The sequence below is a fragment of the Micromonospora sp. HM5-17 genome (genome assembly GCF_003762835.1).
Taxonomy (GTDB): domain Bacteria; phylum Actinomycetota; class Actinomycetes; order Mycobacteriales; family Micromonosporaceae; genus Plantactinospora.
Genome location: NZ_RJWA01000006.1, coordinates 142,902 through 160,277 on the forward strand (window position 1 = coordinate 142,902; position 17,376 = coordinate 160,277).

General features: G+C 74.6%; 15 protein-coding genes and 2 pseudogenes. 10 read left to right on the forward strand and 7 right to left on the reverse strand.

What is annotated here, in order from left to right:
• Nucleotides 1-46: 46 nt before the first annotated feature.
• Nucleotides 47-1,375, reverse strand: a complete 1,329-nt coding sequence (locus EF879_RS18380) for a M20/M25/M40 family metallo-hydrolase (RefSeq protein ID WP_123560727.1) — start codon at nucleotides 1,373-1,375, stop codon at nucleotides 47-49.
• A 160-nt stretch (nucleotides 1,376-1,535) separates the two neighbouring features.
• Between EF879_RS18380 and EF879_RS18385 the strand changes: the two genes are divergently transcribed.
• From EF879_RS18385 to EF879_RS18400, 4 genes are all read left to right on the forward strand, one after another.
• Nucleotides 1,536-2,174, forward strand: a complete 639-nt coding sequence (locus EF879_RS18385) for a hemerythrin domain-containing protein (RefSeq protein ID WP_123560260.1) — start codon at nucleotides 1,536-1,538, stop codon at nucleotides 2,172-2,174.
• Nucleotides 2,175-2,341: 167 nt separating this feature from the next.
• Nucleotides 2,342-3,016: a ThuA domain-containing protein gene (locus tag EF879_RS18390; protein WP_370375523.1), complete on the forward strand. Its 675-nt coding sequence runs from the start codon at nucleotides 2,342-2,344 to the stop codon at nucleotides 3,014-3,016.
• A gap of 94 nt (nucleotides 3,017-3,110) precedes the next feature.
• Nucleotides 3,111-4,082 carry a LysR family transcriptional regulator gene (locus EF879_RS18395; protein ID WP_123560262.1) on the forward strand — a complete coding sequence of 324 codons (972 nt, stop codon included), beginning with the start codon at nucleotides 3,111-3,113 and terminating at the stop codon, nucleotides 4,080-4,082.
• 703 nt (nucleotides 4,083-4,785) lie between these two features.
• The gene (locus EF879_RS18400; RefSeq protein WP_123560264.1) at nucleotides 4,786-5,022 is read left to right on the forward strand and encodes a hypothetical protein; all 237 of its coding nucleotides are present in this window, start codon (nucleotides 4,786-4,788) and stop codon (nucleotides 5,020-5,022) included.
• A gap of 79 nt (nucleotides 5,023-5,101) precedes the next feature.
• Here the strand turns inward: EF879_RS18400 and EF879_RS18405 are convergent, their stop codons facing one another.
• From EF879_RS18405 to EF879_RS18415, 3 genes are all read right to left on the reverse strand, one after another.
• Nucleotides 5,102-5,452 (reverse strand): DUF3140 domain-containing protein, encoded by a 351-nt coding sequence (locus EF879_RS18405; protein WP_123560266.1) that lies wholly within the window; start codon nucleotides 5,450-5,452, stop codon nucleotides 5,102-5,104.
• Nucleotides 5,452-5,643 (reverse strand): hypothetical protein, encoded by a 192-nt coding sequence (locus tag EF879_RS18410; RefSeq protein WP_123560268.1) that lies wholly within the window; start codon nucleotides 5,641-5,643, stop codon nucleotides 5,452-5,454. Before EF879_RS18410 ends, EF879_RS18405 begins: the two co-directional genes overlap by 1 nt.
• A gap of 152 nt (nucleotides 5,644-5,795) precedes the next feature.
• Nucleotides 5,796-8,360, reverse strand: a complete 2,565-nt coding sequence (locus EF879_RS18415; RefSeq protein ID WP_123560270.1) for an ATP-dependent Clp protease ATP-binding subunit — start codon at nucleotides 8,358-8,360, stop codon at nucleotides 5,796-5,798.
• A gap of 354 nt (nucleotides 8,361-8,714) precedes the next feature.
• On the opposite strand from EF879_RS18415, the gene EF879_RS18420 reads away from it, so the two are divergent.
• The 6 genes and pseudogenes from EF879_RS18420 (at nucleotide 8,715) to EF879_RS18440 (ending at nucleotide 13,940) form a co-directional block, all read left to right on the forward strand.
• Nucleotides 8,715-9,134, forward strand: a complete 420-nt coding sequence (locus tag EF879_RS18420) for a hypothetical protein (protein WP_123560272.1) — start codon at nucleotides 8,715-8,717, stop codon at nucleotides 9,132-9,134.
• Between the two features lie 166 nt (nucleotides 9,135-9,300).
• Complete coding sequence (locus EF879_RS18425; protein WP_123560274.1) at nucleotides 9,301-9,561, forward strand: hypothetical protein; 261 nt, start codon at nucleotides 9,301-9,303, stop codon at nucleotides 9,559-9,561.
• A 5-nt stretch (nucleotides 9,562-9,566) separates the two neighbouring features.
• On the forward strand, nucleotides 9,567-10,430 hold the full coding sequence (locus EF879_RS18430; RefSeq protein WP_123560276.1) for a hypothetical protein: 864 nt from the start codon (nucleotides 9,567-9,569) through the stop codon (nucleotides 10,428-10,430).
• Nucleotides 10,423-12,375 (forward strand): annotated as a pseudogene (locus EF879_RS18435) (FtsK/SpoIIIE domain-containing protein); the annotation flags it as partial. The gene EF879_RS18430 and the pseudogene EF879_RS18435, both read left to right, overlap by 8 nt.
• Nucleotides 12,376-12,540: 165 nt before the next feature.
• A pseudogene (locus tag EF879_RS28850) lies at nucleotides 12,541-13,275 on the forward strand (cell division protein FtsK); the annotation flags it as partial.
• Nucleotides 13,272-13,940, forward strand: coding sequence for a hypothetical protein (locus EF879_RS18440; RefSeq protein WP_123560279.1), 669 nt, complete (start codon nucleotides 13,272-13,274; stop codon nucleotides 13,938-13,940). The pseudogene EF879_RS28850 and the gene EF879_RS18440, both read left to right, overlap by 4 nt.
• Before the next feature lie 169 nt (nucleotides 13,941-14,109).
• Here the strand turns inward: EF879_RS18440 and EF879_RS18445 are convergent, their stop codons facing one another.
• From EF879_RS18445 to EF879_RS18455, 3 genes are all read right to left on the reverse strand, one after another.
• Nucleotides 14,110-15,456, reverse strand: coding sequence for a cupin domain-containing protein (locus tag EF879_RS18445; RefSeq protein WP_123560281.1), 1,347 nt, complete (start codon nucleotides 15,454-15,456; stop codon nucleotides 14,110-14,112).
• Entirely contained in the window at nucleotides 15,456-15,761 is a 306-nt protein-coding gene (locus EF879_RS18450; protein ID WP_123560283.1) for a hypothetical protein, read from the reverse strand. The genes EF879_RS18445 and EF879_RS18450 overlap by 1 nt, the downstream gene beginning before the upstream one ends.
• Before the next feature lie 316 nt (nucleotides 15,762-16,077).
• Nucleotides 16,078-17,100 carry a LacI family DNA-binding transcriptional regulator gene (locus EF879_RS18455; protein ID WP_123560285.1) on the reverse strand — a complete coding sequence of 341 codons (1,023 nt, stop codon included), beginning with the start codon at nucleotides 17,098-17,100 and terminating at the stop codon, nucleotides 16,078-16,080.
• Nucleotides 17,101-17,376 lie beyond the last annotated feature (276 nt).

Below are 17,376 nucleotides of genomic sequence, written 5' to 3' on the forward strand. Positions count from 1 at the left end.
GGTGGCTGGGCGGACCGGAAGGACCGGAGGAGACAGGTCGGCCGGGTCAGCTCTGGCGCAGGAACCGGTCGAGCACCCGCACGCCGAACTGTAGCCCCTCGACCGGCACCCGCTCGTCAATGCCATGGAACAACGCGGAAAAGTTCAGGTCCGCCGGCAGCCGCAGCGGGGCGAACCCGAAGCAGCGGATGCCGAGCCGGTGGAACGCCTTCGCGTCGGTGCCGCCGGAGAGCATGTACGGCACCGCCCGGGCGCCCGGATCCTCGGCCCGCAGCGCCGCCGCCATCGCGTCCACCAGGGCGCCGTCGAACCCGGTCTCGAGGGCCGGCTGTCGGTGGATGTACTCGATCTCGATGTCCGGACCGACCACCTCGCGCAGCTCGGCGAGGAACAGCTCCGACTGGCCGGGGAGGCTTCGGCAGTCGATGGTGGCGCTGGCCCGCCCGGGGATCACGTTGTCCTTGTAGCCCGCGGCGAGCCGGGTCGGGTTGGCGGTGTTCCGGATGGTCGCCCCGATGATGTTGGCGATCGGACCGAGCTTGGCAATCGCCGCCTCCGGGTCGTCCGGGTCGAGTTCGATGCCGAGCGCCGCGGAGACCTCCTCGAGGAAGGCGCGCACGGTCGGGGTCACCACGACCGGGAACCGGTGCCGGCCGACCCGGGCGACCGCCTCGGCCAGCGCGGTGACGGCGTTGTCGTCGTGCACCATCGAGCCGTGCCCGGGACGGCCCCGGGCGTGCAGCCGCAGCCACTCGAGGCCCTTCTCCGCCGTCTCGATCAGGTAGAACCGGAGGTCGTCGTTGACCGAGAAGGAGAAGCCACCGACCTCGCCGATCGCCTCCGTGCAGCCCTCCAGCAGCTCGGGGTGCCGGTCGACCAGGAAGTGCGCGCCGTACTCCCCGCCGGCCTCCTCATCGGCGGTGAAGGCCAGGACCAGGTCACGCGGGGGACGGACGCCGCGACGCTGCCAGTCCCGAACAACCGCCAGCACCATCGCGTCGAAGTCCTTCATGTCGATGGCGCCACGGCCCCAGAGGTAGCCGTCCCGGATCTCCCCGGAGAACGGGTGCACCGACCACTCGCTGGCGTCCGCCGGCACCACGTCCAGGTGACCGTGGACCAGCAGGGCGCCTCGGCTCGGATCGGTGCCGGGGATCCGGGCGACCAGACTGGTCCGGCCGGGCGCCGACTCCCGCAGCTGCGCCTCGACGCCGACCTCGGCGAGCTTCTCCGCGACGTACTCCGCGGCGGCCCGCTCGCCGACCGCGGTCGCGGTGTCCCCGGTGTTGCTGGTGTCGATCCGGAGCAGGTCCCGGCAGAGCGAGACGACCTCGTCGGTGGCGCTCGGATACGCCGGCGCGGAGTGGCTACTCATGGGCTTCTTCATACCAGTCCACCCAGGCCCACCGTCCGCCCCACCCGCTGTCGGGTTTTCCGCCGGAGGGTTCTGGGGTACCTGCGACCTGTCCGGTGAACCACCTCCGTCGATCCCGCCGGAGGTGCCGGGTCGGGGATCCGCCGCGAGGAGGGCAACCATGACCGTACCGCTACCCCCACTGCCACCGATCGGCGACGACGAGGACTACCGGCCCGGTGGCCGGAGCATGGTGGACCTGCTCGCCGAGGAGCACGACCGGATCGCCGCGCTCCGCGCCCTACTGACCGCCGACGGTCCGCCCGAGCGGCGTGGTGAGGTCGCGGAGGTGCTGACCGCCACCCTGGCCCGGCACCTGTCCGGCGAGGAGCAGTACCTCTACCCGGCCGTCCGGGCCCTGCTGCCCGACGGCGACGCGCTGGCCGACCGGGAACTCGCGGCGGACACCGCGCTGCTGCGTACGCTCCGGGAACTCGCCGGGACCGGACCGGCCGAGCAGCGGTTCACCCGGCTCGCCGCCGAGGTCGCCGACCGGCTACGGCGGCACGCGGAGACCGCCTCGACGGTGATCTTTCCGGGGCTGCGGGCGACCGTCGACGAGGCCGACCTGATCCGGCTGGGCAACCGGGTGGAGGTCGCCGAGGAGGCGGCGCCGACCCGCCCGCACCCGGACTCGCCAACGACGCCGCCGTGGAACCGGCTGGTCGAGCCGGCCCTCGGCGTGGTCGACAAGGTTCGGGACGCGGTGACCGGCCGGCCGACGTACGTCGAGGACCTGACCCCGCCGCCGCACGGCTGACCCGGCGCGCGGGCGATGCCCACCCGGTCCCGACGCCGTGCCACGTGGCGGTGGGATGTCATGATCCCCGGCGAGGGATCCCGGTACGCGGCCGGCGCTGGTGCCGCCGGGACGGCGCACCGGGGAGCGGGACGGGTCCGGGCACGAGGCGGACGGGAGGACTGACGGTGCGCAAAGCGGTGGTGGTTCGGGGCGGCTGGGAGGGCCACGTCCCGGTGGAGGCGACCGAGCTGTTCATTCCGTTCCTACGGGAGCACGGGTTCGCGGTCGAGGTCCACGACGACCTGGACGTCTACACCGACCGGGTGCGGATGGCCGCCGCGGACCTCGTCGTGCAGTGCTGGTCGATCGGGACCATCACCGACGAGCAGGCCGCCGGGCTGATCGCGGCGGTCCGCGCCGGGACCGGCTTCGCCGGCTGGCACGGCGGGATCGTCGGCGCGTTCCACCACAACGCCTACCACCAGCTCACCGGCGGGGTCTTCGTGCACCATCCGCCCGGGTTCGTCGACCACGACCTGACGGTCCTGCCGGGCCGAGCCGACCATCCGGTGGTCCGGGGCATCGGCACGGTCCGGCTGCACACCGAGAAGTACTGGGTGTTGACGGACCCCCTCAACGACGTACTGGCGACGGTGACGTTCGACCCGGAGCCGGAGCGGGACACCGCGGCGGCGACGCCCTGGCACCGTTCGGTCACCCTGCCGGCGGTCTGGACCCGGCAGTGGGGCGCGGGACGAGTCTTCGTCTCGACGGTCGGACACAAACTCGACGACCTGACGCTTCCGCCGATCCGGACGATCACCGAACGCGGCCTGCTCTGGGCCGCTCGGCAGCGCTAGGTGTCCGTTCGGTCGCAGTTTGCGTTTTCCTTGGGGGATCTTTCGTTGTCCAAAGGTCTTCCCGAGAATCCCGTCCTGGTCCTACCGTCACGCTATGAATCTGGAGCTGCGCCACCTCAAGGTGGTCTGCGCGATCGCGGAGACGGGCAGCGTGACCAAGGCAGCCTCGGCCCTGGGGCTGGCGCAGCCCGCGCTCACCGCACAGCTCCAGCGCATCGAGCGCACGCTCGGCGGTCCGCTCTTCGAGCGGGACCGCCGGGGCGCCCGACCCACCGCGCTGGGCGAGTTGGTGTTGGCCCGGGCCCGGGTCCTGCTCCCGGCGATGAAAGGGCTGCAGGACGAGGCCGCCCGGCTGGCCGGTACCGGTACGGCGATGACCCGGTTCCGGCTCGGCGGGGTGAACAGCCCGATCCTCGGCGGGCTGGTCCACCGGCTCGCCGCCGACCAGCCACACGCACAGATCAGCACGTACGCCTCCTGGTCGGTCGACGAGCTGGCCCAGATGGTGCTCGGCGGCCGGCTCGACTACGTCCTCTCCGGAGTCTGCGGCGACGCGACGCCGTCGGCCGAGTTCGGCCTGACCTGGCGGGCGGTGGCGGTGGACGCCGTCTTCGTGCTGCTGCCGGAGACGCACCCGCTCGCCGGGCAGGACGAGGTGCCACTGGCCGCGTTGAGCGAGGAACGCTGGGCGGCGGCGCCCGGTGACGGATGCTTCGAGAGCTGCTTCATCGCGGCCTGTGCCCGGGCGGGGTTCACGCCCCGCAAGATCTACGAGACCGACATCCGCAGCTGCATCGATCTGGTGGAGGCGGGCGAGGCGGTCGCGCTCGCCCAGGCGACGTTCCGGCCGGTGCCCGGGTTGGTGACGCGTCCGCTGGCCAACACGCCGCTGCGCTGGCGGCTGGTGCTCGGCTGGCACCCGGACGCCCCGGCGGCGGCGGTCGCCGACCGGGTCCTCGGACACGCCATCTCCGCCTACACCGACTCGTTGTCCCGCACCCCGCACTACCTCGCCTGGCTGGCCCGCAACCCCAGCTTCGGCGCGCAGGACCTGGCCGCGGCCTGACCCCGCCACCGGCGCCGACGGTCCGCCACGGTCCGCGGCCGGACCCGGTCAGCCGGTCAGGAGCGCGCCACCACGCACCGGCCCCCGGTCACGCGTCGGCTCCGCGGACGGTATGAGTTAGGCGGTATATACCTCGCTCGGCTCCGGGGCGCTACCGTGGCGGTGCCCTGCCCGATCCAGCGTCCCGGGCGCTGCCCGGAGCTGACCCCCGGTCCGGCGGGGCGCCGACCACCGTGCACCGGCCGGTTCCGGGCCGGGCGGTGCACGGCCTGCCTCGCGTACCGCCCCCGTTCCCGGTGGCCCGGTGGCACCCCGGGCCACCGGCGGCGGCCCACTCCGGCGGGGCGTCGCCTCGTCCGATGTGGACGTCGTCGCACCGGACGCGCGACGGGAGCCGCCGGGTGTGCGTGGCCAGCGGCTCGGTGTGCGTGGCCAGCGGCTCCTGGCCCGGCGGCGGACGAGACGGTCAGCGACGCCGGCACCGCTTTCGCCTCACCCCGCGGGGTGCGTGTCCCCTCTCGGCCCGCGGGGCGCGCGGGGTGCCGTCACCGGTTCGACGCCACCGGCCGGTACGCGGCCGCCGCCCCGACCGGCACCGGTTCCGGGGTGCCGGCCCGGGCGCGACCGCCGTGGAGTACCGGCCGTGCCGGGCCGGTACGGCACACCCGGTGCGAACGGGCCGCCAGCGGGTACCGGTACCGGCATGACCGACCTGATTCCACCCGAGGACGACCGCGAGACCGTACGCCGGATCGCCGCCGCCCACACCACCGCCTCCCGGGACGTCGAGGCGTTCCTGCGCCGACTCCCTGCCCTACCGACGCCCGAGGACGTCGCCGAGTACGCCGCTCTGCTGGCCCGGGAGGAGGCGATCCGGGTCGAGCGCAGCGACGCGGCCACCGCGGCCGGGCTGACCGTTCCCACCGTCGGCGGGGAGTGACCGCCGGTCCGGCGGCGTACCGCGGGCGCCGCCGGTGACGCCGCGGGCCCGTCGGCCGGCGCCCGCCGACGGGCCCGGGCTACCGCTCGAGCAGCGGGTCGTGGCCGAGATCCAGCAGGGCGTGCCGCCACTCCTGGTCTCCGGTGCCGTCCGGGGGGCGCTCGTCGAGCAGGCCCTGCACCTCGGCGATGGTCTCCCGCATGACCTGGATGTCGCCCTCGGTGAGGTCCACCTTGCGTTTCCGCAACACCGCGAGGATGCTGCGGCCGGGCTGGGGCAGCCCGAGATCCGGGTCCGCGCCGAAGACCTCCTCGCCGGATCCCCGGGTCAGCAACCAGTCCCGGAGCCGCTCCGAGGTGACGTTGACGCAGCTGTGGAAGTCCTCCCAGAGTTGGTCCAACTCGGGGTCGACGCGTTGCTTGCGTACCATCAGGGCTCCTCCCCGGCCCCGGCCGGACCGTCCTCACCCCGGTCACCCGCGGCGCCGCCCGACCCGGCCGCCCGGTCCGGCCGCGCCGCCGGCGGGCGGGGCACCAGGTTCGGCGTACGCCGTACCTCGCGGGGGGTGAGCACGGCATCGGTCTTGGCGCTCTTCTCGCGGTTCTCCTCAGGCTGACTCACGTCGCTTCTCCTCCTCTGCCCGTCGCCCGGGCACCCGATCCCCCGCCACCGGGGCGCCACCCCACCCGACGGCTACCGGACCGGCCCCGACCCGGCAGGCCACCGGGACCCGGGCACACCCGGCAGCTCACCGGCGCGCACCATTTGGCAGCTCACCGGCCTGCGGAGAGGGCGGCCGGGCTCCGTCCGCTCGACCGCTCCCCCTCGGACACCTCGAACGTCAACTCGTCGTCGCGGGCGCCGACCGTGACGTGCTGCCCCGGCGCGAGCGTGCCGTCGAGCAGCATCCGGGAGAGCCGGGTGTCGACCTCCCGCTGGATCGTCCGGCGCAGCGGTCGGGCGCCGAACTGCGGCTCGTAGCCGTGCCGGGCGATCCAGTCCACCCCGTCGGTGGTGATCTCGACGCCGATGTCCTGGGCCCGAAGCCGTCGGCGCGTCTCCTCCAGCAACAGCTCGGTGATCTGCCGCAGCTGCTCGCTCTCCAGTCGGCGGAAGATGATCACCTCGTCGATCCGGTTGAGGAACTCTGGCCGGAACTGCTCCTGCAGGCGGCGCATCAGCCGGTCCCGCAACTCGGCGTTCTCCTGGTCTGCCCCGGTCGCGGCCCCGCCACCGAAGCCGATGCTGCGCTGGGTGCCGGTGATCAGCTCCGAACCCAGGTTGCTCGTCATGATCAGCACGGTGTTCCGGAAGTTCACCGTCCGCCCCTGGCTGTCGGTGAGCCGGCCGTCGTCGAGGACCTGCAGGAGGATGTTGAAGACGTCCGGGTGGGCCTTCTCGATCTCGTCGAGCAGCACCACCGCGTACGGCCGGCGCCGCACCGCCTCGGTCAGCTGACCCGCCTCCTCGTACCCGACGTACCCGGGCGGGGCACCCACCAACCGACTCACGGTGTGCCGCTCCTGGAACTCGCTCATGTCCAGCCGGACCATCCGGTCCTGCTCCCCGAAGAGCGCCTCGGCCAACGCCCGGGCCAGCTCCGTCTTGCCCACCCCGGTCGGGCCGAGGAAGAGGAAGCTCCCCATCGGCCGGTCCGGATCGGCCAACCCCGTCCGGGAGCGCCGGACCGCCTCGGCGACCGCGGTCACCGCGGCGTCCTGGCCGATCACCCGCTCGTGCAGGTGGCCCTCCAGGCGCAGCAGCCGGTCCCGTTCCTCCTCGGTGAGCTGGCTGACCGGGATCCCGGTCGCCCGGGAGACCACCTCGGCGATCTCGTGCGGCCCCACCTCCGGCACCGCCGGCTGACCGCCGTCGCCGCGGGCGGCCTCGAGGCGCTCCTTGAGCTCGTGGCAGCGGTCGCGCAGTTCGGAGGCGCGCTCGTACTGCTCGTCGGCGACCGCCTGGTCCTTGTCCCGCTTCACCTCCTCCAGTTCCCGTTCCAGTTCCCGTACGTCGCCGGCGGGGGTCCGGGTGCGCAGCCGCACCCGCGCGCCCGCCTGGTCGAGCAGGTCGATCGCCTTGTCCGGCAGGAACCGGTCGGTGACGTACCGGTCGGAGAGCTCGGCCGCGGCGACGAGCGCCTCGTCGGTGAACCGCACCTGGTGGTGGGCCTCGTACCGGTCCCGCAGCCCGCGCAGGATCTCCACCGTGTCGTCGATGGTGGGTTCCGGCACCAGCACCGGCTGGAACCGCCGCGCCAGCGCGGCGTCCTTCTCGATGTGGCGCCGGTACTCGTTCAGGGTGGTCGCGCCGATCACCCGCATGTCGCCGCGGGCCAGCGCCGGCTTGAGCATGTTGCTCGCGTCCATCCCGCCCTCGGCGCCGGCACCGCCCGCGCCGACCAAGGTGTGCAGTTCGTCGAGGAAAATGATCAGCTCGTCGCCGTGTGCCCGGATCTCGTCGATGACCTTCTTCAGCCGCTCCTCGAAGTCGCCCCGGTAGCGGGTCCCGGCGACCAGCCCGGCCAGGTCCAACTGGACCACCCGCTTGCCGATCAGGGTCTGCGGGACGTCCCCGTCGGCGATCCGCTCGGCGAGCCCCTCGACGATGGCGGTCTTCCCGACCCCGGCCTCGCCGATCAGCACGGGGTTGTTCTTGGTACGCCGGGAGAGGATCTCCACCGCCTGCTCGATCTCGTCGCCCCGCCCGATCACCGGGTCGATCTCGTCCGCCCGGGCCAGGTCGGTGAGGTCCTGCCCGTACTGGTCGAGGGTCGGGGTGCCCCGGTCGGGGCGCCCGACGACTCCGCCGCTCACACTCGCGGCCTGGAGCGACTGGGGCTGGATCCGGCCAGCGGCGAGCATCCGCCCGGCCGGCGACTCGGGGTTGAGCGGGAGCGCCATCAGGATGTGCTCGGGGCCGATGTACGTGGCGCCCATGGCCCGGGAGAGCTGGTGGGCGTCGAGCAGTGCCCGCTTCGCCGCCGGGGTGAGCGAGATGTTCGACGGGACCTGGCCGTGCCGGGCCGGACGCTGCACCCGCTGCTCGCCGCCGAGGGCGCCGAGCAGCGCGTCCGGGTCGGCGCCGGCCCGGCCGAGCAGGTCCCGCAGCGGCTCACGTTGCAGGGCCGCCCAGAGCAGGTGGTCGGTGTCCAGGTCGCTGCTGTTCGCCTGCGCCGCCCGGCGGGCCGCGTCGGCGAGCATCTCCCGGGCGTCCGCGGTCATCAGCCGGGTGATGTCCACCCGCTGACCCTGCCGGCGGCTCTCCCCGCGCCCGAAGTACCGGGCCAGGAACTCGTCCCACGGGTCAACGCCGAAGTCGCCGGGTCCCTGCGTCATCTCTCGTCCCCCTCCCGGGCGCCTCGCAACGGGCGCGGGCACTGGCGCTGTCTGGCCTACCCGGCCGCAGGCCCGACAAACGTGCCGTAACCGCAACCGGAGCGGGGCCCGTCGGGGGCTAATCGGCCCTGGTCGGGCGGGTCCGGCGTATCGGGACGAGGGCGCCGTCCGGGCGCGCGACGACCCGTCGGGAGCCGGCCCTACAGGTCGGGCCGGGCCCCGGGAGAGGCCATGCCGGGCTCGGCGCGACGGTGGCGGCCCCGGACGAGCCGGCCGCCGGCGGTGCGAGACGAGCCGGCCGTCGGTACGGAGCGGCGGCGTGCCAGGCCATCGCGCCGGTGGCAGGCTGGACGGATGGAGCCTGAGCCGCTGCTGGTTGTCGACGCCGCCAACGTCGTGGGGTCGGTGCCGGACGGCTGGTGGCGCGACCGGGTCGGCGCGACGACCCGGCTGCGCGACCGGCTGGCGCCACTGCGCCGGCACGGCCTGCCGGGGCTGCCCCCGCCGGTCGAGGTCGTGCTGGTGGTCGAGGGGGCGGCCCGACAGGTCGCGGCCAGCGCGGAGGTCCGGGTCGTCGCCGCCGAGTCGTCCGGCGACGACGCGATCGTGGCGCTGGTCCGGACCGAGGCGACCGCCCGGAGCTGCGTGGTGGTCACCGCGGACCGGGAGTTGCGCTCCCGGGTGGCGGCGCTCGGCGTCGAGGTACGCGGCCCCCGGTGGCTGACACCCGGTCAGGGAAACCAACCCACCGGGAGCCAACTGTCGGAGATCTGACGAAGTAGCCAGACGATCACGGAAAGTAGCAGGTTGGCCGAGCTGCGACGATCTTGTCGGTCCGGCGCCGATCCGGACACCGGGGCGGTAACCGCCCAGGGGTGCACCGAAGGGCCGCGGGGATAAGCTCTAATAAGAGCCCTCCCCGCCCCCAGGAGGTTTCGTCGTGGCGAGCGTCGCCGAGCTGAAGGCAGCCATCGATGCCGCACTCCAACAGATCGGCGATGGCCAGGCCGCGGTCCAGGCCGCCAGCGAGAAACTCGCTGAGGCGCAGCAGACCCTGGCCGGCGCGTTGGAGGGCAGCGGGCACGCCACCGTCGAGGCCGCCCAGGCGTCGCTCTCCCAGGCCGCGCAGGAACTCGAGGAGTGCCTCGCCGCCACGCTCGCCGCGGTCGAACAGGCCCAGCTCTACGTCTCGACGCTCTGATCCGGATGTCCATCATCGAGGAACTCGGCGCCCGGATCCGGGCCGCCTCCGACGACCTGCCGGTCGGGCTCGTGGTGGAGGCGCTCGACCGGCTCAAGCTCGCCTCCGACCGGCTGCGCTGGGTCCGGCAGGAGTCCGTCGACCCGATGGGCGTACCGGAACTCTCCGCCGCCACCGAGCACGCCGAGGCCGCCGGCCACGCCCTGCGGCTGGCCCAGGAGCAGCTCGCGACGTACCTGGCGGCAATCGGGCTGGGCCGGGACGGCGCCCCGGTCAGACGGCCGGAGGCACCGGCGCCGGACCAGCCGGAGCCCTCGGGGGACGCCGGCGTCGCCCCGCGCCGAGTCACCGCCGGCCCCGGGGGACGCTGGTGGTCCGTCCGGGTCGCCGAGCTGTTCGACCACCGCGATGCTCCCGCCGTCGAGCCGAACCGGGAGATCACCGACGCGGAGGAGCTACTGCGCCGGGTGACCCACGGCGTCCGCTCCGGTGACCGGAGCCGGCTGCAGACCGAGCTGCGCGCCGTCGACGCCAACGTCGGACTCGGGCTCGCCTCGGTCGCCCCGCCGGTGCTACGGGACCTGGCGACGGAACTCCTCGGCCACCCACCCCGGGCGGCGGACCTGCCCCGGCTCCGTCGCGAGGTCGGCGGGCGGGTCAACGACCTCCTGCCCAACCTGCCCCCCGCGGTGCTCGACACGCTGCTGAGCCGGGTCTGCCGGATGCCTCCGCCGAAGAACCCGGCGGAGCAGCCACACCCCGCCGACCCGGCGGTCGCCGCCGGTATCGTCACCGGGCTGCTCATGCAGCGGCTCGGCGTCGACCAGCGTCCGGTCACCGCCCGCACCCCCCGGGACACCCATGCCTGACCTCCGGACCCAGCTCGTCACCCGGGTCCGCGACGTGTTGTCGCACGCCCTGGGGTCCGCGCGGACCCGACTCGCCACGGCCCGGGCGGAGCGGGACGCCGCCGTGGCCCGCCTCCACCGGACCCGTGAGGCCGCCACCCGGATACCGGTGCGGGTCGGCGCGGAGCGCGACCGCCGCCTCGCCGAGCTGACCGACCGGTACGCCGCCCAGCTCACCCGCCTCGCCGAGCAGGCGGCCAGGGCGGCGGCCTGTGAGGCGCCCGGAGCCGCCGGGGCAGAGTGGCCCGGCTGGCAGCCGACCCCGGTGGTTCGGGGTGAGCGCCCCGGGGCGCTGCGGATCGGGACGGTGCGGGTCGCCGACGGCCCGCCGGTGCCGGCCCTGGTGCCGCTCCTTGACGCCGGTCACGTCCACCTCTCGGGTCCCGACCGGGCCGGCTGCGACGCCGTCGTCGCCACCCTGCTGCTGCGCGCGCTCGGCCGGGCCAACCCCGGGGCGATCCGACTGGTCGGTTACGACCCCGACCACCTCGGCGGCGGGCTCGCCGGGTTCGCCCCGCTCTCCACCGCGGGGCTGCTGACCTTCGTCGGCCCCGGCGGCCTGGCCCGGCTCCTCGACGACCTCGTCGACCAGATCCGTCGGATCAACGAGACGGTCCTGGCCGGCGAGTACCGCTCGCTGCGGGAGCTGGCGACGGCGACCGGTCGGCGCCCCGAGCCGTGGCGGATCGCGGTGCTGCTCGGCGGTGAGGAGCTGTCCCGACACGAACGCAGCCAGCTCGACCGGGTGGTCCGCACCGGGGCGGCCTGCGGCGTGCACCTGGTGGTCCGGGGAATCGACCTGCCGGACGAGCCGGTCGTACGCCGGGTGGCGGTGGGCGCCGACGAGACCCACCTGGACTCGTGCCCGGGCCTGCCCGTCCGGCTCGACCCGCCACCCCCGCCGGGACTGGTCACCGAGACCAGCCGGGAGATCGCCGCCCGGGTCAACGCCGGTCCTCCGCCGACCCCGTTCACCGACCTGCTCCCGCCCCCGGACGAGATGTGGCGGGAGGACTCGGCGCACGGCCTGACCGCGCCAATCGGCGACGGACCGCAGGGCCGACCGGTGCTGCTGACCCTCGGCGACTACCCGCCGCACGCGTTGATCGGCGGCCCCTCCGGCACCGGCAAGACAAACCTGATCTTCGCCTGGATCGGTTCGCTCGCCGCTCGCTACTCCCCCGCCGAACTGGAGTTCTACCTGCTCGACTTCAAGGAGGGAGTGTCGTTCGCCCGGTTCGCCCAGGGCCGGCGGGACCCGAGCTGGCTGCCACACATGCGACTGGTCGGCATCAACGTCAACACCGACCGCGAGTTCGGCCTCGCCCTGTTGCGCTTCCTCGCCGAGGAGCTGCGCCGCCGGGCGGACGCCGCCAAGCGGCACGAGGTCACCAAGCTCTCCGAGCTGCGGGCGGTGGACCCCGAGGGACGCTGGCCGCGCATCGTCGCCGTGGTGGACGAGTTCCAGATGCTGCTCGCCGGCCGCGACGCGCTCGCCCGGGAGGCCGCCGACCTCCTGGAGGACCTGGCCCGACGCGGCCGTTCCCAGGGCATCCACCTGGTGCTCGCCTCCCAGGACGTCCGGGGCATCGAGGCGCTGTGGGGCCGCCCGGCCCTGGTCGCCCAGTTCACCCTCCGGATCGCGATGCCCAAGGCGCTGCGCATCCTGGCGGAACGCAACGACGCCGCACAGACCCTGCCCCGGCACCACGCGGTGATCAACGCGGAGTCGGGCATGCCGGAGGGCAACCAGGTGGCCCGGATCCCCGCGGCCAGCGACTGGGCGACCTGGAGCGATCTCCAGCACCGGCTCTGGCGGATGCGTCCGCCCGACGCCGCGCCGGCCCGGCTCTTCGACGGCGACGCGATACCCCGGCTGGACGAGGCGCCCGACTTCGTCGCGCTGCGGCCACTCGGCACGAGCGGGGGTGAGCACGTCGGAGGTGATCCGGCCGGTCCGGGGGACCCGGTCCGTCCCGAGGCCACCGACCCGGAGCGCGCGGCCGGCGGCCCGAACGGGGCGGGGGACGGGACGAAGACCCGGACCACGTCGGGCGGAGCGAACGGGGTCGCCGGACCCGAGCGGACCGGCGGCGCCCGCGGGCCGGTGGCGCTGCTCGGCGAGATCATCGACGTACAGGCGCGATCGGCGGGGATGCGGTTGCCCCGGGCCCCGGGGCGGAACCTCGCGGTGCTCGGCACCGGCGTGGACGAGGCGTGCGCGGTGCTGGACGCCGCGGCCCGCTCGCTCCGGCGCCAGCACCGGCCCGGCACCGCCCGGTTCTCCATCGCCTGTCTCGATCCGGACGCGGACAGCGCCGCCCGGTCGCTCTACGAGGCGCTCGGCGACGACGCCGCCTGGTACGACGAGGAGGACATCGCGGACCTGATGGCCGAGACGGCGGAAGGGCTGGGTCGGGGAACCGCCCCCGGCGAGCCGCACTACCTGCTGCTCTACGCGGTCGACGCCGCGGCCGGGCACCTGGCCGCCACGGTGGGGCGGCGCAGCGGACTGGATCACCTGCGGTACGTGCTACACAACGGCCCGGAGCGGCGTACCCACACCTTCGCCTGGTGGCGGGGGGTGGCCCGGATGCGGGCCGACCTCGGCGGGCCGGCGGCCCGAACCGACCAGATCGGGGCCTGGGTCGCCCTCGACGTACAGGGCGCGGAGCTCACCACCTCCCTGTACCCGGCCGCGGGCAGCGGCCCCGACTGGTATCCCCGGCCCTGGCGGGGCCTCTTCTTCGACCGCTCGGTCCACCGCACCGGCCAGGTGATCATCCCGTATGGGCCGGCGCGATGAGCGCGTATCCGGAACCGGTCGAGTCGTACAGCCGGTTGATCCGGCAGCTGGCCGAGGTGACCGCACGGGCCGCCGCCGAGCGCGCCGAGGCGGACAGCTGGTACGAACGGCAGTGCGCCGCCGCCGAGCGCGCCGTACGCGACGCCGAGCAGGCGCTGCGGCGTGCCGAAGCCGAGGTCGCGGCGGCCCAGGAGGAGGTTGACGCCACCGAGACCGAGGTGCTGCATCTCTGGGCGACCCTCCGCAGCCACCTGGGGTCGTCGGGCCGGCGCTTCGGCGAGCCCCCGGTGCCGCGGGCCGGGGTCGCCGGCGACACCGAGGCGCTGCTGGACGCGGCCCGGGAACTGCTGGAACGTGCCCGGACCCCGGGCGAGCTGCCGGGGACGACGCGCCCGCTGCTGGCGCTGTTCGGGCTGCTCGGCGCGGCCGGCGCGTACCTGCTCGGGCTCGCCGCCCGGGCTCTCGGCAGCCGGTACGGCGGCGACCTGGCGGTCGGGATGCCGGTGCTGGGGCTCCTGGTGGCCCTGCTCGGACCCGTCGTCGGCCTGGTGCCGGCCAAGGTCCTCGCCGAACGCCGGCACGCCAGCCTCGACCTGCGGGCCGGACTGGTCGTCGTCGCCGCCGGGATCGTCACCACGGGTACGCTCTTCACCCTGTTGCGGTGAGGCTCGCTCGTGGTTGGGGTTGGCTGTCGCGACACGTCGCGCCCCGCCCGACGGGCGCGACGGCCGGGCGCGGCACGCGAAGGCCGCCCCGCCGCACCCGCCGGCCGGTGGGCGCGGCGGCCGATCACGCCGCACCTGCGGCCGGCGGGACGCACCGGTGGGGCACGTGTCACGCCGGGACCGCCACCGCCTCACGCAGCAGCCGGCGGGCCAGCACGACCCGGTCGGTGTCGTCGTCGAGCGCCGGCAGATCGCCGACCCGGATCACCCCGCCGGAGAGGACGGCCCGGAGCGCCGGGGCGCACCGCGCCGGAAAACTGATCCGGCGGTCGAAGAGCACCAGGCTGACCCGCTCCGGCGCACTCGCCCCGGTCGCCGGATCGGGCCGGAGCTGCCAGCGGAGCCCGGCCCGCGGCGCCAGCCGGGTGTCGGGATCGACCCGGGCGATCGCCGCCGCCTGCGCCAGCGGCCGGATCGGGGCCGGTCGGGCGGCCGGCCAGGCACGGGCCCGGAGCCGCTCGGCCACGGCCGCCGGATCAACCCGGAGCAGCCAATCCCGGAGCGCCTCGACGGTCTCGGTCAGCTCCGGCTCCACCTGGTCGGGATCGGCGACGTCGATCCCGAACGGTAGTCCGGCGCGGAGTCGCCGGTCCTCGGCGGCCAGGTCGAGCAGCGCCTCGACCATCGTGTACCGGGTCAGTGCCCGGACCCCGACGGTGAGATGCAGGCTCGCCTCGTCGCGGGCCTGGGCGCTGTGCAGCCAGCCGCGGGGTAGATAGAGCGCGTCGCCGGGGGCCAGGACCACGTCGAGCGCGGGCGGGCCGTCGGCCACCGCGGCCACCTCGTCGGCGCGGCCGCCCCACGGCTGCCGTTCCAGCGGGTCGGGCAGGACCGGCTCGTGGATCCGCCAGTGCTTGTGCCCGTCGACCTGGAGCACGAAGACGTCGTGGGTGTCGTAGTGGGTGGCGAACCCCTGGTTGCCCGGCGGCGTGAGGTAGGCGTTGACCTGGAGCGGTTGACCCAGGGTCAGGCTCAGCTCGCGGGCGAAGTCGACCAGGGGCGGCCAGGTCCGGTGCAGCCCCTGGAGCACCAGGGTGGCCCCGTCGGCGTACAGCGCGAGAACCCGCTCGTCGAGCACCTGGTCGCCGATCTCCGCCCCCGCCCCGCCACCGCCGGTGTACCGGTCGGCTGGCAGTACCTGACCGTCCCGGGCCACCCGCAGGAACGGCGTACGCAGGCCACGTCGACTGAGCAGGTCGTCGGCGTCGGCGGGGGCGAGCAGGTCGGTGAAGCCGTCGGGGTTCGGCAGGTCGACGGCCCGGGACAGCAGCGGGGCGCGTCCCCAGTAGGCGGCGGCGAACTTCCCCGGCTCAACGGCGACGCAGCGGCCCAGGGCCGCCGGCACCGGCCGCCCGGTGCCGGGGCGACGCTGCCGTCCGTCGTCGCCGGCCCCCGTCCCGGGCGGCCGCCGACCCGGCTGTCCGGCGGCCGCCACCCGTCGGTCGTCACGGTCCATTACCGGGCGGCGCTGTCGGCGCCGCCGTCCTGCTGGCCCGGGGTGGCCCCGGCGTCGTACGGACCCTCGGCGCTCCCGTCCGCGCCCCCGTCGTGCTGGCCCGGGGTCGCACCACCGTCGGCCGGACCCTCGGCGCTCCCGTCCGCGCCGCCATCGTGCTGGCCCGGGGTGGCCCCGGCGTCGTACGGACCCTCGGCGCTCCCGTCCGCGCCCCCGTCTCGGCCCATCGGGTTGGCGCCCCCGTCGGCCGGGCCCTCCCCGCCACCGCCGCCCGAGGTCCGGATGTCGTCGTCGTCGAGTCTCATCGCTGCTCCCTCGCCGTCACGCGCTCCGGCCTGCCGGCCGGGCGTCGCCAGCCGTGGTACCCGGCGGCCGATCACCTCTAACCCGGCAAACCGCCCCGCTGGCACCCCGACCCGGGCAGTACGGGCCAACCCGCGCCGCCCCGGTCGGATCGGGGAGCGCCGACCGAGGACGGGCCAGGAAAACCTACCGGAAGAATTCCGATAGTTTCGGGGTTGGGATGGCGACAGGGCTCATCGTGGGCCAGGTGGCGGTCGATCCCACGGCTCAGGTACGGAGCCCACGACGCCCGGCCACCGGCGGGCGCGTCGGCGACGATCAGCGGCGTGGGTACGGCGCCGAGCTGTCCCGGACGACCAGGTCGGTGGCGAGCTCGACGCGCGGCGTGTCCACCGGCTCGCCCTGGGCCAGCCGGAGCACGGTCCGAGCCGCGAGGAGGCCCATCTCGGCCAGCGGCTGCCGCACCGTCGTGAGCGGGGGCGAGGCCCAGCGCGCCTCCGGGAGGTCGTCGAAGCCGACCACGCTCACGTCGTCGGGGACCCGCAGTCCGCGCCGGCGGACCGCCTCGTACGCCCCGAAGGCCATCTGGTCGCTGGAGGCGAAGATCGCGGTCGGTGGCTCGTCGAGGTCCAGCAGGGCGCTACCGCCCGAAAAGCCGGACTCGTGATAGAAATCACCGGGAACGATCAGCTCGTCACGGAGCGGGATGCCGGCGGCGTCCAGGGCCGCCCGGTAGCCGTCGAGGCGGGCCCGGCTGCAGAGCAGTCGGGGTGGCCCGGCGATGAACCCGATCCGCCGGTGCCCCAGCGAGAGCAGGTGCTCGGTGGCGCGCAGCCCGCCCGCCCAGTTGGTGGCGCCGATGGTGGGGATGTCCAGGCTCGGTACGCCGGCGGGATCCACGAGGACCATCGGCACGTTCAGCCGGCGAAGCTCGGCGTGCACCGGCGGGGCGAGGTCGCTGGCGACCAGGATCACCCCGTCGGTCGCCCGGGTTCGGAGGTTCTGCAACCACTGCCGCGTCGAGGTGGAGCGCCGGTGGATCGCCGAGACGACGGTGCCGACCCCGGAGGCGTGCGCCACGTCCTCCACGCCACGGATGATCTCCACCGCCCAGGGGCTGTCCAGGTCGTTGAAGATGAGGTCGATGAGGCTGGCACCGGCACGCGGTCGGGTCGCCCGGCGCCGGTAGCCGTGCCGGCGCAGCAGCTCCTCCACCCGCTCCCGGGTCTGCGGCGCCACGTCGTTACGGCCGTTGAGCACCCGGGAGACCGTCGGCACCGACACGCCCGCCTCCTGGGCGATGGCGGTGATGGTGATCCTTCGTCCTTCGTCGACCGTCACGAGGCAGCTCCTTTGTTGAGGCTCCAGCCTACGACCGAAACTCTTTCGAGGCTGCACCGGCTTCCGCACCGCGCCTTCCCCGTATTTTGCCGCAACCACAGGGTTGACTGTCCGCAGCGGGGGCCATAGCGTTCCGATCCAGTTACGGAATTATTCCGGAAGGTTTTCGTCGGAGAGGACCGGCAATGAAGCTGACCCGCCCCGTCACGACGACGATCCTCCGCACCGCGTCCGGCGGGAACCCCAGCCTCCACCCGGCGGCCACCGCCGCGCCCC

Bases quoted from the DNA above. Each gene is read 5' to 3' on its own strand.
- EF879_RS18405 (WP_123560266.1), bottom strand. From the start codon at position 5,452: ATGGTACGCAAGCAACGCGTCGACCCCGAGTTGGACCAACTCTGGGAG.
- EF879_RS18420 (WP_123560272.1), top strand. From the start codon at position 8,715: ATGGAGCCTGAGCCGCTGCTGGTTGTCGACGCCGCCAACGTCGTGGGG.
- EF879_RS18430 (WP_123560276.1), top strand. From the start codon at position 9,567: ATGTCCATCATCGAGGAACTCGGCGCCCGGATCCGGGCCGCCTCCGAC.
- EF879_RS18415 (WP_123560270.1), bottom strand. From the start codon at position 8,360: ATGACGCAGGGACCCGGCGACTTCGGCGTTGACCCGTGGGACGAGTTC.
- EF879_RS18395 (WP_123560262.1), top strand. From the start codon at position 3,111: ATGAATCTGGAGCTGCGCCACCTCAAGGTGGTCTGCGCGATCGCGGAG.
- EF879_RS18450 (WP_123560283.1), bottom strand. From the start codon at position 15,761: ATGAGACTCGACGACGACGACATCCGGACCTCGGGCGGCGGTGGCGGG.
- EF879_RS18380 (WP_123560727.1), bottom strand. From the start codon at position 1,375: ATGAGTAGCCACTCCGCGCCGGCGTATCCGAGCGCCACCGACGAGGTC.
- EF879_RS18440 (WP_123560279.1), top strand. From the start codon at position 13,272: ATGAGCGCGTATCCGGAACCGGTCGAGTCGTACAGCCGGTTGATCCGG.
- EF879_RS18400 (WP_123560264.1), top strand. From the start codon at position 4,786: ATGACCGACCTGATTCCACCCGAGGACGACCGCGAGACCGTACGCCGG.
- EF879_RS18445 (WP_123560281.1), bottom strand. From the start codon at position 15,456: ATGGACCGTGACGACCGACGGGTGGCGGCCGCCGGACAGCCGGGTCGG.
- EF879_RS18385 (WP_123560260.1), top strand. From the start codon at position 1,536: ATGACCGTACCGCTACCCCCACTGCCACCGATCGGCGACGACGAGGAC.